The 13,031-nt window shown below is 60.8% G+C and carries 10 protein-coding genes; 5 read left to right on the forward strand and 5 right to left on the reverse strand.

The annotated features are described in order from the left end of the window. Nucleotides 1-36: 36 nt before the first annotated feature. From VFW72_RS10275 to VFW72_RS10285, 3 genes are all read right to left on the reverse strand, one after another. Nucleotides 37-471, reverse strand: coding sequence for a hypothetical protein (locus VFW72_RS10275; RefSeq protein WP_329674204.1), 435 nt, complete (start codon nucleotides 469-471; stop codon nucleotides 37-39). Nucleotides 472-676: 205 nt separating this feature from the next. Then, entirely contained in the window at nucleotides 677-1,402 is a 726-nt protein-coding gene (locus VFW72_RS10280; RefSeq protein WP_329674205.1) for a hypothetical protein, read from the reverse strand. 112 nt (nucleotides 1,403-1,514) lie between these two features. Continuing rightward, nucleotides 1,515-1,874 (reverse strand): HU family DNA-binding protein, encoded by a 360-nt coding sequence (locus tag VFW72_RS10285; RefSeq protein WP_329674206.1) that lies wholly within the window; start codon nucleotides 1,872-1,874, stop codon nucleotides 1,515-1,517. Between the two features lie 331 nt (nucleotides 1,875-2,205). Here VFW72_RS10285 and VFW72_RS10290 point away from each other — a divergent pair, with 331 nt between their 5' ends. The 5 genes from VFW72_RS10290 (at nucleotide 2,206) to VFW72_RS10310 (ending at nucleotide 9,198) form a co-directional block, all read left to right on the forward strand. After that, complete coding sequence (locus VFW72_RS10290) at nucleotides 2,206-2,472, forward strand: hypothetical protein (RefSeq protein WP_329674207.1); 267 nt, start codon at nucleotides 2,206-2,208, stop codon at nucleotides 2,470-2,472. 140 nt (nucleotides 2,473-2,612) lie between these two features. Next, the gene (locus VFW72_RS10295; protein ID WP_329674208.1) at nucleotides 2,613-3,131 is read left to right on the forward strand and encodes a DUF1566 domain-containing protein; all 519 of its coding nucleotides are present in this window, start codon (nucleotides 2,613-2,615) and stop codon (nucleotides 3,129-3,131) included. Then, nucleotides 3,131-4,441 (forward strand): TAXI family TRAP transporter solute-binding subunit, encoded by a 1,311-nt coding sequence (locus tag VFW72_RS10300; protein WP_329674209.1) that lies wholly within the window; start codon nucleotides 3,131-3,133, stop codon nucleotides 4,439-4,441. Before VFW72_RS10295 ends, VFW72_RS10300 begins: the two co-directional genes overlap by 1 nt. Nucleotides 4,442-4,561: 120 nt before the next feature. Continuing rightward, nucleotides 4,562-8,113: an indolepyruvate ferredoxin oxidoreductase family protein gene (locus VFW72_RS10305; RefSeq protein WP_329674210.1), complete on the forward strand. Its 3,552-nt coding sequence runs from the start codon at nucleotides 4,562-4,564 to the stop codon at nucleotides 8,111-8,113. A gap of 77 nt (nucleotides 8,114-8,190) precedes the next feature. Further along, a complete protein-coding gene (locus VFW72_RS10310; protein WP_329674211.1) occupies nucleotides 8,191-9,198 on the forward strand; it encodes a DMT family transporter in 1,008 nt (335 codons plus the stop codon). On the opposite strand, the gene ybiB is transcribed toward VFW72_RS10310, so the two are convergent. Further along, complete coding sequence (gene ybiB / locus VFW72_RS10315) at nucleotides 9,180-10,121, reverse strand: DNA-binding protein YbiB (protein WP_329674212.1); 942 nt, start codon at nucleotides 10,119-10,121, stop codon at nucleotides 9,180-9,182. The two genes, VFW72_RS10310 and ybiB, sit on opposite strands and share 19 nt — an antisense overlap. Before the next feature lie 44 nt (nucleotides 10,122-10,165). Continuing rightward, the gene (locus VFW72_RS10320; RefSeq protein ID WP_329674213.1) at nucleotides 10,166-12,994 is read right to left on the reverse strand and encodes a molybdopterin-dependent oxidoreductase; all 2,829 of its coding nucleotides are present in this window, start codon (nucleotides 12,992-12,994) and stop codon (nucleotides 10,166-10,168) included. Nucleotides 12,995-13,031: the final 37 nt, after the last annotated feature.

Consider the following 13,031-nt stretch of genomic DNA (forward strand, 5'->3'; position numbering starts at 1 on the left):
TTTTTCGTGAAAGAAGTCACGTTGTGCCTCTGACCCTCATTCTTCATTGGTGGCGATGGTGCTTTGGTAGGGAGCCAGCGCAGCTTTATTGCCTTGGTAGCTGTGTTCGAATTCCTTGCGGGCACGGATGTGCTCGTCAGCGCAGGCGGTAAAGAGCACTTGAGTGGTGGGGTGCTGACAGGCCTCTGGCTGCTTGTAGTAGGCCTGCCAAGCCTGTTCTCGGCTCATCCGTTCCCGATGGGTTTGCGCACGTGCCAACTCTTCGAGTTTTCGGTCTTCGCGCAGCATCGCCAGACGGGCTGCGGCTTGGCGGTGCTCCTCCTCGGCGGCTCGGATGGTATCGGCGGAGGGTTTGTAGGCCACGGTATGGCTGGTTGGGCGATGTTCTCCGAACCAATACTGCGCCATGCAGGCGACGATCAGGCCCATGGCTGCGAAGCCGCTCACGTGGAGGTAGCTGAAGTTTTTCACGGAGGTACTGCCTTTTTGCGGAATAGTTGGCGATCGAGGTCGATCCTAACCGGCTGTACATCTCGTTACACTAGGGTTCCCCCGCGAAATGACGGGCGGCAACCTGAATGAGGGGGGCGCTGTTCAAGGCATGAACAGCAAAAAAAACAGCCCGCGCACTGGCGGGCTGTTTTGTCGGTTTGGCTTACTTGACGAGCCGGGGTGCTCAGAAGCGAACGCCCAACTTCAAGGTGTACGAGTTGGCTTTACCGGTGCGGTCGCCTTCCAGTCCCAGGTTCATCAGACCCAGATTCATGTTCAGACCAGCGAAGTATTTGGTCTGGCCCACTTTTTCGGATTCGAGAGCGGGAGACTCCGGAGCAGAAACGCGAGACTGGACGTAGCCAATACCGGCGTACGGCGTCAGCAGGGTGAAGCCTTTCGAGATCGAAATGTCGTAACTGGTGCTGCGCAGTTTCAGTTGGTCGAGCCCCATGGTCTGTGACAGAGCGAGGCGTGCCGCCACTGCAGGCATCAAGGTGCTGCCGGGCATGAAGGCCCAACGCAGTTCACCACCGATAGCGCCCAGGCCAGTACCAGGAACGGTGGTGTAGGAGGCGCCAACGTTCAGATTCAAGGGCAGGCCCTTGTGCACACGGATCGCAGCGGTTGGCAAAACAGAGGGAACCGAGGCGCCGGCCGCTGCCTTTTTGATCACGTCGCGATTTTCCAGCTTGGTGCCGCCAGCTGTGGCACTGATGTCGAAGCCGGTCAGCCCCATGTTTTCGGCTGGGATGATCGCTTTGTATGACATGGCAGAAGAGAAATCTTCGCTCAGGCGCCGAAACTCATCCTGGTTGAGATTGCTGATGGCGTTGAACTCGTAGGCCTGGGCAGACAGCCCCGTCAAGGTCATCAGGGCGAATGCAGCGGAGCGGAATTGGGGTTTCATGGCGTGGGTTCTCAAAATGTGTGGGCCCATGGTGACAGGCCACCTGCCTCCGCGTGGAGAGGCAGGTGGCCTGTGCCAGTGGATGTCACGGTGCGAGAGAGCACCGCGGGCATCACTTCTTAGCCTTGGCAGCTTTCTTGGCAGGTGCCTTCTTGGTGGCGGCGGGAGCCTTGGCAGCAGCCTTCTTGGCGGCAGCCTTGGGGTCAACCGCAGCCTTGAAGGTGGCGCCGGGGGTGAACTTGGGCAGCTTGGCGGCCGCGATCTTGATCTTGGCGCCGGTGCTGGGGTTCACGCCGTTGCGAGCCGCACGAGCGTGTTGCTTGAAGGTGCCGAAGCCTGGCAGTGTGACGGTGCCACCCTTCTTGACGGTGGTCACCACGACATCAAGGAGCGTATCCAGAATGCGACCAGCTTCTGCTTTGGACAGTTCATGCTGGGTAGCCAGATGCTGAATCAGTTCGCCTTTGTTCATCTGAGAAAACTCATGGTTGCACCCGCAACATTGCGGGCAATCCTATTGTGCAGGACATCAACCGGGTTGATACCGGTTTTGCCCCTAGAAAGACGCGAAAAAGCCAGTTCTGATCGGGTGTGTAGCGTGATTGCAGCTTTTCTGAGGGGTTGCTGGATGACTGTCACGCTATCAACACACCCAACTTGTAAACAAGCTGTTTCTGTCGTGATTTTTTACCGCTGAGCAAAGCGGTCTGGCTGGGGGGCGGTCTTGGGCCGTTACACGTGGACGCAAGCGCTCCCCGGTCCGCTTCTAAAGTCACGCGTCGTTGTTCAGGTGGGAGTATGTGATGCCTGCGATTCAATTGGTTTTCAAAGGGCAGACCTGGTTTGGTCTGTCGGTCAGTGTGGTTGCTGCAGCGACCGCCTGGATGGTCTGGGGCATTTGGGGCGGCTTGATTTGCTTTGCCGCTTTTGCCGGCGGAACGCTGTGGTTGGAGTCCCGCAGCCGACGTGTTCGGGGGCGTCAGGCTCGTGCCGTCTACAGAATGACCGAGTTTCTTGGTTTGCTGGGTGCACTAGGCGTGCTGATGACTGTGGCGACCGTGCTGAATTGATGGGCGCGCGTCGCTCTTTGTGTATGGTTGGGCACACCGGTCTGAGGGGGACCGTGGTTGTTCCGGATTGTGTTTGCCGTTGCGGCAGTGCAGGATCAGCGCCCTGAGAATCAATCCTGCAGGCTTGCGAGAGGGTAAAAATGGGGCGTTCACGTTGTTTGGCTGCGCTAATGGCCGTCGGTCTGGTACTGACCAGCGGACAGGCTTTCGCCGGTTGCAATCCCAATAAGCCCGCTCCGCCTGTGGCTGAACGCTTCACAATCAAGGGCGCAACGGTGCTGGATAAGGTCACTGGTTTGACCTGGCAGCGCTGCAGCGTCGGACAGAAGTGGAAAGAAAAAGTGGGCTGCGTGGGCTTGGTTGATCGGGTCAATTTCGCCGCAGCGAGGGATGAGGAGGGCGACGGCTGGCGACTGCCACGTCCGGCAGAGTTGCGCTCGTTGCTGATTGGCCGTTGTCGTAACCCCGCGATCAACGAAGAGGCCTTCCCTGACATGGATCCGACCGTCCTTTGGTACTGGGCCTACGACGGCAAACTGGATCAGGTCGTCAACTTCGGTGAGGGCAACCCTGGCTACTGTGCGGACGCACGTTGCGCCGGTAATGCAGCCCGCTTGGTCAAGCGCGAAGTTGATGTGGCCTTGCCTCCGGCCAATTGATGCCGCCTAAGCGTTTGCGTTGGCCGTCGGCTGATTTCTGGGTTGTACTGCTGCTCGTCTTGGCCGTGCTCGCCGCTGGGTGGTGGGCTGTGGTGCGTTTCATTCAGCCTGCGCCTCCCCGTCGCATCGTCATGACGGTAGGGCCGGAGGGCGGTGGCTACGAAGGGTTTGCGCGCCAGTTCAAGGAAATACTGGCTCGCGACGGCATCGAAGTTGATTTGCGCCCGACCAATGGCGCCATCGAGGATCTGAAGCTGCTCAACGATGAGCGCAGTGGGGTGACCGCAGCACTGGTGCAAGGAGGCGTGGCACAAGATTCTGATGGCGAAAACCTGATGAGTCTGGCGTCGCTGTACTACGAGCCTGTGTGGGTGTTTTATCGCCACGGATTGCCTGTCGATCGGCTGACCGGGTTGCAGGGGCGTCGGGTTGGTTTGGGCCCGCGAGGCAGCGGGATGAATGCCCTGGCTGTTCAATTGTTCAATGCGAACGGTCTGGATAGCGAGAACACTCATTTCGAGGCTTGGTCGCCTCAGGAGGCGGCCCAACGCCTGTTGGATGGCAAACTCGATGCCGTGTTTCTTGTTGGTGCACCGGAGTCATCACTCATCAACCGAATGATGCACGCGCCGGGTATCAACCTGCTGTCTTTTAGGCAGGCTGAGGCTTACTCCCGCATTTTTCCTTACCTGACCCGGGTGGTGTTACCAGCGGGTGGTTTTGATCTGGCCAGGAACATTCCATCTCGCCCTATGGAGTTGGTGGCGCCGACGGCGATTCTGGTGGTTCGAGACACCATTCACCCGGCTTTGGTCACCTTGTTCATGCAGGCCTCCACCGAGATATTCGGGGGCGACGGCCTGCTGCAGCGTGAAGGCGACTTTCCTTCGCCCAAGGGGGTAGATATTCCCTTGAGCCTGGATGCCGACCATTACATGAAGGCCGGCCCATCGTTCCTGCACAAGCATCTGCCGTTCTGGATTGCAGTCTGGTTCGATCGCGTCATCGTGTTTGTGATTCCGGCTTTGGCCTTGCTGGTGCCATTGTTTCGATACGCACCCGCGCTGTATTCGTGGCGGGTGCGGTCGCGCATCTACAGGTGGTACGGCAAGCTCAAGAAGCTCGAATTCGAGCTCGACGTCGACAAGCAGGCTTTGGATGTCCCGTCCGCGCTGGCCCAACTCGACGCGGTAGAGCGTGGGGTAAGCCAGATTCGCACGCCTCTTTCCTACGCTGAGCACCTGTACAACCTACGTGCGCACATTGAGCTGGTGCGCCAACGCATTCAGAAATTGTCGTCTGCGGCGTGATTTAGTGCCGCGCCAGGGGCTGCCTTGCTCTGCAGGAGACCCGGGAACCCTCCGTAAAACCGATAAGCCTGTCAGAGCCCTGCAGGCCTAAACTGGGTTACGCATTGATGGAGGTGTTTCATGAATGCTCCGCTACCCGACCATGTCCTGAAGGCCCTGGAGACCTTGTCGCTCGACGACAAATACACGCTGGAGCGGGGCACCGCGTTCATGAGCGGTATTCAGGCGCTGGTGCGTCTGCCCATCCTGCAGCAAACCCGTGATGCCATGAGTGGCCTGCATACGGCCGGGTTCATCAGCGGATATCGGGGCTCTCCTTTGGGGGGCTACGACCAGGCACTGTGGAAGGCCAAGTCGCATCTGGCCAGGCACAACATCGTTTTTCAGCCCGGGGTGAATGAGGAGCTGGGGGCGACGGCCGTTTGGGGCACGCAGCAGCTTGACTTGCACCCAGAGCGGCAGCGCTTCGACGGTGTGTTTGGTTTGTGGTACGGCAAAGGCCCCGGTGTGGATCGTTGCTCGGATGTGTTCAAGCACGCGAACATGGCTGGAACCGCCAAGCATGGTGGCGTGATCGCCGTGGCCGGTGATGACCATGCCGCTAAGAGTTCTTCTGTGGCGCACCAGAGTGACCACATCTTCAAAGCGTGTGGGCTGCCCGTTTTCTTTCCCAGTTCGGTTCAGGAAATTCTTGATCTTGGGCTGCATGCCTATGCCATGAGCCGGTTTTCCGGCTTGTGGGCGGGTATGAAGACGATTCAGGAGGTGGTGGAGTCCGCCTCGACGGTGTCGGTTGACCCCGATCGGGTCCGCATCGTGGTGCCGACTGAATTTGGTATGCCAGCGGGCGGCTTGAATATCCGTTGGCCTGATACGGCGCTGGAACAAGAAGCCCGTTTGATGGATTACAAGTGGTATGCCGCGCTGGCTTACATCCGTGCCAATCATTTGAATCAAACGGTGCTCGATTCGCCGCATGCTCGCTTGGGATTGATGGCCAGCGGCAAGGCCTATAACGATTTGCGGCAGGCGCTGCATGATCTCGGGCTGGACGAGGAGGCATGCCGGCAGATCGGCTTACGGGTTCACAAGGTGGCCGTGGTGTGGCCTTTGGAGGCCAGCGCCACGCGCGAGTTCGCCACCGGGTTGCAAGAGATCTTGGTGATCGAAGAAAAGCGTCAGATCATCGAGTATCAGCTCAAGGAAGAGCTTTACAACTGGCGTGAAGACGTGCGCCCCAATGTGCTGGGCAAGTTCTGCGAGCCCGAGGGGGACCGCACCGGAGGGGAATGGTCACACGATCACCCTGCGTCTCAATGGTTGCTCAGGGCCCAGGCTGACCTGAACCCCGCACTGATCGCCAAGGCCGTGGCGCTGCGCATTGACAAGCTGGGCTTGCTTGAGGGGCGTGACCCGGCCCTGCGTGAGCGAATCCAGGCGCGTTTGGCGGTGATTGACGCCAAGGAGCGATCACTCAAAGAGTTGGGCAAGAGCGCCGAGCGGGTACCCTGGTTCTGCAGCGGTTGCCCCCACAACACCTCCACGAAGGTGCCCGAGGGGTCGCGGGCGTTGGCTGGCATTGGCTGCCATTACATGGCCATGTGGATGGGGCGGCATACCGAGACCGTGACCCAAATGGGTGGGGAAGGGGTGAACTGGGTAGGCCAGGCGCCTTTCACCAACGAGTCGCATGTGTTTGTGAACCTGGGCGATGGCACCTATTTCCATTCCGGGGTTCTGGCGATTCGCCAGGCCATTGCGGCCAAGGTCAATGTAACCTACAAGATTCTGTACAACGATGCGGTCGCCATGACGGGCGGCCAGCCGGTGGATGGTACCTTGAGCGTGGCAGCGATGACACGAGAGCTGGAGGCTGAAGGAGCAAGCCGGGTGGTCGTGGTGACTGACGATGTTGAGCGCTATGCCAACGTCACCGATTTGGCTCCCGGTGTTCAGGTCCACCATCGCGACGAGTTGGACAAGGTGCAGCGCGAGCTGCGCGAGGTTCAAGGCTGCACGGTGATCATTTACGAGCAAACCTGCGCTACCGAGCAGCGTCGTCGTCGCAAGCGTGGTCTGGCGCCTAAGCTGGCCAAGCGCGTGGTCATCAATGAGCTGGTGTGCGAAGGGTGCGGCGATTGCTCAGAGCAATCGAACTGCCTGAGTGTGGAGGCGGTGGAAACGGAATTCGGGCGCAAGCGCCGAATCAACCAAAGCTCATGCAACCAGGATTTTTCTTGTGTAAAGGGTTTTTGCCCCAGCTTCGTGACGGTGGAAGGCGGGCAATTGCGGGCCCCAAAGGCAGGGGGCGGCATCCCGTCACTGGCCAGTTTGCCGGTGCTGCCTGAGCCTGCCTTGCCCAATGCCGAGTCGGCCTTCGGCATCGTGGTGGCGGGCATAGGCGGAACGGGGGTGATCACCATTGGCCAGTTGTTGGGCATGGCGGCACATCTGGAGGGCAAGGGCATCGTGACGCAAGAGTCTGCTGGCTTGGCCCAAAAAGGGGGCGCCACCTGGAGCCATGTGCAGATTGCGAACCGCCCTGAGGCTGTTTACACCACACGGGTGGGCATGGCCGAGGCCGACCTGATCATGGGGTGTGACCCGATCGTGGCGGCTCATTCGAGTACCTTGGCCATGATGCGGGCAGGGCGAACACGTGTGGCACTGAATACGCACGAAACGCCCACAGCGGCATTGGTTCATGAGCCTGGTTGGCAATTCCCTGCACACCAATGTGACCATGCGCTTCGGCATGCGGTGGGCGATGGCAACGTTGGGCAACTCGATGCGGTGGAGCTGGCAACCCGGGTGTTGGGGGATGCAATCTATGCAAACCCTTTGATGTTGGGTTACGCATGGCAGAAGGGTTGGATTCCTCTGAGTCGATCGGCCCTTCGCCGGGCGATTGAGTTGAATGGTGTGCAGGTGGACAACAACCTGACGGCCTTCGAGTGGGGCAGAAGAGTCGCGCACGATGCGGCTGCAGTGATGCGCATGGTGATTCCGCCTCAGCCGGTGGTGTGGGCTCGCGCAACCGCGCCCGCAGCTGGGGATGTGGAGCGTTTGATTGAGCGCCGCCGCGCCTATCTGGAGTCCTATCAGGATGCTGCATATGCCGAGCAGTACGTGCAGCTGGTTCGCCGTGTTCAAGCTGCGGAGCGCGCGTTGGGGGGCTCTCGTCTGACGGAAGCGGTGGTGCGCAATCTGTTCAAATTGATGGCGTACAAGGATGAGTACGAGGTCGCACGGTTGCTCACCGACCCGGCCTTCCATGAACAGATCGCGAATCAGTTCGAGGGGGACTACAAGGTCTCATTCAACCTGGCGCCGCCGTGGATGGGCGGGGGCAAGGGCGGTCAAGCGCCCAGCAAGCATGTGTTCGGATCCATGTGGCAGCCTTTTTTGCGCAGCCTGCCCTGGTTCAAGCGGCTGCGCGGTACCTGGATGGACCCCTTCGGCTATACGGCAGACCGACGCCTGGATCGGGCTTTGCTGAACGAGTATCGCGATCGTCTGGAGTTGGTGTTGCGTACGCTTCGTGCGAGCAACTTGGCCCGATCCATCGAAATTGCATCGGTGCCTGAGACGATCAAGGGGTATGGCCACGTGCGCATCAAGAGTGTGGAGGCGGCCCGGCTGACCTGGCAGCAATTGCAGCCTCAGGGTTGAGCGCGGACGGCGCTGTTCACCAGATTGTCCTTGCGCTCGGTGGTGCCAATAGGCCTCGCCTCGGTTAGGGTACGGGTATGGCGACGACACGTACACAACAAATGGAGGGGCTGCTCTGCGCGCTTGCGGGTGCCATTGCGTTCTCCGGCAAAGCCATTGTGGCGAAACTGATTTACCGCATGGGCGGCGATGCCATTGCTGTGGTGGGCATGCGCATGACGCTGGCCTTGCCACTTTTTCTGGTGATGGCGTGGTGGGCCCAACGAGGGCGTGAGGCCGAACCGCTTGAGCGCGCGGTGAAGTGGCAGATTGCGGGATTGGGGGTGACTGGCTACTACCTTGCCAGCACGCTGGATTTTCTCGGCTTGCAGTACATCAGCGCCAATCTGGAGCGGGCCATTCTGTATCTCAATCCAACCATGGTGCTGGTGTTGTCGGCACTCTGGTTTCGGCGTCCGATTGCCTTGATGCAGTTGCTGGCCCTGGGCGTGGCCTATGCCGGTGTCAGCGTGGTGTGGTGGCATGACTGGACGACCACGCCTCTGGTTTCGGAGCACGTGCACTCGGGATGGGGCGTAGACCCGTCGCATGCTTTGACCTTGGGCAGTTTGTTGGTGCTAGGTAGTGCGCTGTCGTATGCCCTTTATCTGATGGGCAGCGGGGCTTTGGTGCAACGCCATGGTTCTTTGTGGCTGGTGGGGCGCGCCTCGAGTGTGGCCTGTGTGCTGTGCATGTTGCAGTGGGGCCTGGTTTACGCAGCCACTTCGGGTGAGGTGGGGCGGGTGAGTCAGCTTGGATGGCAGGCCTGGGCTCTGTCCGCAGTGAATGCGGTGTTTTGTACTGCGTTGCCTGTCTGGCTGGTGATGCGCGGGGTGCAGTTGCTCGGCGCGACCTCTGCAGCCCAAGTGGGCATGGTGGGCCCGTTGTCGACGATCTGGATGGCTGCCTGGACCTTGGGTGAGCCCATCACGCCTCGGTTGTTGCTGGGAACCGGCACGATCGTGATCGGCATCTTGCTGCTCACTCGGGTGAGCGCTAGCCCCCAGGTCAAACAGGCAGCGAACCGTCAGGCACGCAGCGCCTGAACCAGGCAGTCGACCTGAGTGGCAATGGCTTCGGGCAGCGGACGTTGGCCCGAGACCACTTCGCTGATGTAGCGGGCGGTGGCTTCAGGGTCAATGGTGGCCGGTAACTCGGGCAGGGATGTGAGCACCCCTTCTTGCGGCGCACGGCTGAGTTCGGCGTTCTTGCTGCCCTGGGTGAATACGTCAAACCGGGGCTGGCGCCGCGGGTCGGCCACCGGCTCGCCCTCGGTGCCTCGCATCAACAAGGCCTGGCTGCGTGTGTGCGCCAGATACTCGGTCAGCGAGTGGGCGTATTCCGGGTGGGTGTGGTTGACGACCTGGATGGACGGCACATCCGCCTGTGCGAACGGGTTGAGCAACTTGGCGACGGTGTGGCCTGGGTTGCGCAGGCCCACTGTCCAGCGCACGTCGAGCAACTTGGCCAGGGGGCGGCACAGGGTGGCAATGTCAATGAAGGCCGGAAGCCCTTGCTGCCAGGCGGCTTGCAGCCCGACGGCATCGGCCACGTGGGGCCAGCCCAGGGCGTCGAAGATCTCGGCCGTGGTCACGCGGGTCTTGTCACGCAAGGGGCCGTGGATCAGCACCGCCACGCCGCGTTGAGTCAAGGCCCATCCCAACAACGCAGTGAGGTTGGGCAGCTTGCGGGCGCCGTTATACGATGGCAGCACCACCACCGGGCGCTGAAAGGCTGTGGCGGCATCGGCCAGGGGGATGCTGTGCTCGCTGGCAGCACGAACGAAGCCTTCCAGTTCACCAACGGTTTCACCCTTGATGCGCATGGCCAGGCAAAACGCGCCAATTTCCAGATCTGTGACTTGACCCGAGAAGATCTGGTTCAACAGGTCATGTGCCTGATCCGCCGCCAAGGGCCGAGCGCCATCTTTGCCTCGACCGATTTCTTTGATGTAGCCAGCAATGCTCATGGGGGAATGCCAAGGAGGTACCGGCGGCCATTATCGGGGCTGGATCAGGCCGGAGCTGTTTCAGCGAGGTGCAGTTTGATGATCTTGCGCAACTCTGGAACGCACGAGCCACAGTTTGTGCCGCATTTCAAGGCGCCTTGCAAGTGGCCCAGTTGTTGGTCGGCCGATTGGCCTGGGCAGGCCTTCAGGGTGTCAAGAATGCTGGGCTCTGTGACGTTGAAGCAGGCGCAGACCTGACGCCCCTTGCTCGCTACGGCGACGGGGGGCTTGGCGCCGGGGACCAAGAGCGTGCCGCGGTACGCGTCGGCCGCCTGATCTTCCTGCAGCACGGGGCGAAGCCATTCCTCCGAGCTGACGTCACCGGCCAGCAGGAAAGCCTCGACTCGAACCCCATCGGTATGCTGCGAGAGTTTGACCCGCCGGTGTTGGGCTGCGTGGCGGTCGTCATAGCGCAGGAGATCGGCCCCCGATAGACCCAAGATCGCTTCGATCTGCTGACGGGTGTCCTCGCTGCAGCTTTGCGAGGAGGCTGCACGGAACAAGACACCCACTTTGCCGCTGTCACTTGGCTCGCGTCCGAAAGGGACGCAGCTGCTGAAGGCAAACTCGGCCATCAAAGGTTTGAGTGCTTCGCGCGCCCGCAAAGCGTCGTCCTGAGGTAGCCAGGCCACCCCGACCAAGCGCCAGGGGAGAGAGGCCGGCGCTAGCTGAACAGCCGCATGCTTGAGTTCAGGTTGTTTGGCGGTGGGGCAGAACTGGGGCGTAGTCAGCCCGTTGACGCCAGGGATGACATGGCCTTGCGGGTCACGGCCACTCAGGAACTCCTGTCCCCAGTGCATGGCCACATAGGCTTGCTGCACGCCGATGGCGTCATTGGCTTTGGCGGGGGCGTAGAGCATGCCTCGACGCGAGCGCAACTCGACCAGATCGCCTTCTTTGACCTTCAGGCGGGACATGTCGGAGGGGTTGAGTTCAACGCAAGGCTCGCTGACGTGGCCGAACAGTCGCCCCAGATTGCCGGTGCGGCTCATGCCATGCCACTGGTCGCGCAGGCGCCCGGTGTTCAAGCTGTAGGGGTAGGCGTCATTCAGCGCTTCGGCGACGGGGAAGTAAGGCGCCGCGCTGAATTTGGCTCGACCGCTGGGGGTGGGGTACTGCCCATCGGTGTAGAGCCGAGCCTGGCCTTGCGAGTGGCCCTCTGGCATGGGCCATTGTTGAGGGCCTTGCTGCTCCAGAATGGTGTAGCTCAGGCCGGTGATGTCCAGGTCGCGTCCGCGCGTGGACTCCCGGTGCTCGTTCCAGACCGATTCAGGCGAGTCATAGGGAAACAAGGTGCTCATGCCTGCGCGGTAGCGGGCAGTCAGGGTGGGCAGGCGTTGCTCCAGGCGGCGGCCCATGTCTGTGAAGATGGCCCAGTCATGGCGGGCTTGCCCGGCTGGGGCGATGGCGGGCCGTACGCGGCTGATGCGGCGCTCGCTATTGGTGACGGTGCCATCCTTCTCACCCCAGGTGGTGGCTGGCAGCAGGATGTCGGCATAGGCGCAGGTGGCCGTCGTACCGAATGCTTCCTGAACAATCACCAGTTCGACGCGTTCCAGGGCACGGCGCACGGTGGCTTGATCAGGCAGCGATTGGGCCGGGTTCGTGCAAGCAATCCACAAGGCCTTGAGCTCGCCGCGGGCTGCGGCTTCAAACATTTCTACGGCAGTGAAACCCGGCTTTTCGGGCACATCGGGCACCCCCCAAAGGGCAGCCACTTCGGCCCGGTGTTGGGGGTTGGCCAGGTCTCTGTGGGCCGATAGCAGGTTGGCCATGCCCCCCACTTCGCGTCCGCCCATGGCATTGGGTTGTCCGGTCAGTGAAAACGGGCCGGCGCCGGGCTTGCCAATCTGGCCTGTTGCCAAGTGCAGGTTGATGAGGGTGGCGTTCTTGTCGGCGCCACGGCTGCTTTGGTTCAAGCCTTGGCAGTACAGCGACAGTGTCGGGCCGTGGGCGCCAAACCAGCGTGCGGCCTGAATCAAATCCTGCTCGGCAATGCCACACAGCGCAGCCACCCGGGCGGGTGGGTAGTGTTGCACCAGGGTTTGCAGAGCCTCAAAGCCCTCGGTGTGCTGTTGAATGTAGGCGGCGTCAAGCAACTGCTCTGTAAGCATGACGTGCAGCATGCCGTGAAACAGCGCCACGTCGGTACCCGGTTGAATCTGCAGGAACAGATCGGCCATGTCGGCTGTTTCGGTGCGCCGCGGGTCGGTTACGATCAACTTGAGATCCGGGTTGGCGCGCCGGGCATCCTCAATGCGGCGGAACAGGATGGGGTGGGCGTAGGCCGTGTTGGCGCCGACGATGAAAATCGTGCCGGCGTGGTCAAAGTCCTCATAGCAAGCGGGTGGGGCATCGACACCCAATGTGGCTTTATAGCCAGCCACCGCGCTACTCATGCACAGGCGGGAATTGGTGTCGAGGTTGTTGGTGCCGATCAAACCTTTGACCAGCTTGTTCAACACGTAATAGTCTTCGGTCAGCAATTGACCCGAGCCGTAAAAACCGATCGACTCCGGGCCGTGCGCTTGCATGATGGCCACCAGTTTGTCGGCGGCGGCGTCGAGCGCTTCGTCCCAAGAGCAGGGCGAAACGACTTCATGGCGATGGCGCCGCAGTTTTGGGGTGAGCAGGCGCGTCTGCTTTTGAATGTGCTCGGCGGCGGTCAGGTGCAATGTGCTGCCCTTGGTGCAAAGGCGACCAAAGTTGGCGGGGTGCTGTGGGTCACCTTGCACGTTCACAATGCGGCCATTTTGCGACTCGATCAAGACACCGCAGCCCGTGCCGCAATATGAACAAGTGGCACGAGTTTGAGTGGTACCGGCTGTGTTCATGCTGCGACTTTCGATTCAATGTGCGGTTCAACTGGGG

Origin of the sequence: Aquabacterium sp., from assembly GCF_036273115.1 — a bacterium.
Lineage (GTDB): Bacteria > Pseudomonadota > Gammaproteobacteria > Burkholderiales > Burkholderiaceae_C > Aquabacterium.

What these genes read in the sequence shown, in the direction of transcription:
- VFW72_RS10280 (WP_329674205.1), bottom strand. Translation starts at nt 1,402, where the DNA reads ATGAAACCCCAATTCCGCTCCGCTGCATTCGCCCTGATGACCTTGACG.
- VFW72_RS10285 (WP_329674206.1), bottom strand. Translation starts at nt 1,874, where the DNA reads ATGAACAAAGGCGAACTGATTCAGCATCTGGCTACCCAGCATGAACTG.
- VFW72_RS10290 (WP_329674207.1), top strand. Translation starts at nt 2,206, where the DNA reads ATGCCTGCGATTCAATTGGTTTTCAAAGGGCAGACCTGGTTTGGTCTG.
- VFW72_RS10295 (WP_329674208.1), top strand. Translation starts at nt 2,613, where the DNA reads ATGGGGCGTTCACGTTGTTTGGCTGCGCTAATGGCCGTCGGTCTGGTA.
- VFW72_RS10300 (WP_329674209.1), top strand. Translation starts at nt 3,131, where the DNA reads ATGCCGCCTAAGCGTTTGCGTTGGCCGTCGGCTGATTTCTGGGTTGTA.
- VFW72_RS10305 (WP_329674210.1), top strand. Translation starts at nt 4,562, where the DNA reads ATGAATGCTCCGCTACCCGACCATGTCCTGAAGGCCCTGGAGACCTTG.
- VFW72_RS10310 (WP_329674211.1), top strand. Translation starts at nt 8,191, where the DNA reads ATGGCGACGACACGTACACAACAAATGGAGGGGCTGCTCTGCGCGCTT.
- ybiB (WP_329674212.1), bottom strand. Translation starts at nt 10,121, where the DNA reads ATGAGCATTGCTGGCTACATCAAAGAAATCGGTCGAGGCAAAGATGGC.
- VFW72_RS10320 (WP_329674213.1), bottom strand. Translation starts at nt 12,994, where the DNA reads ATGAACACAGCCGGTACCACTCAAACTCGTGCCACTTGTTCATATTGC.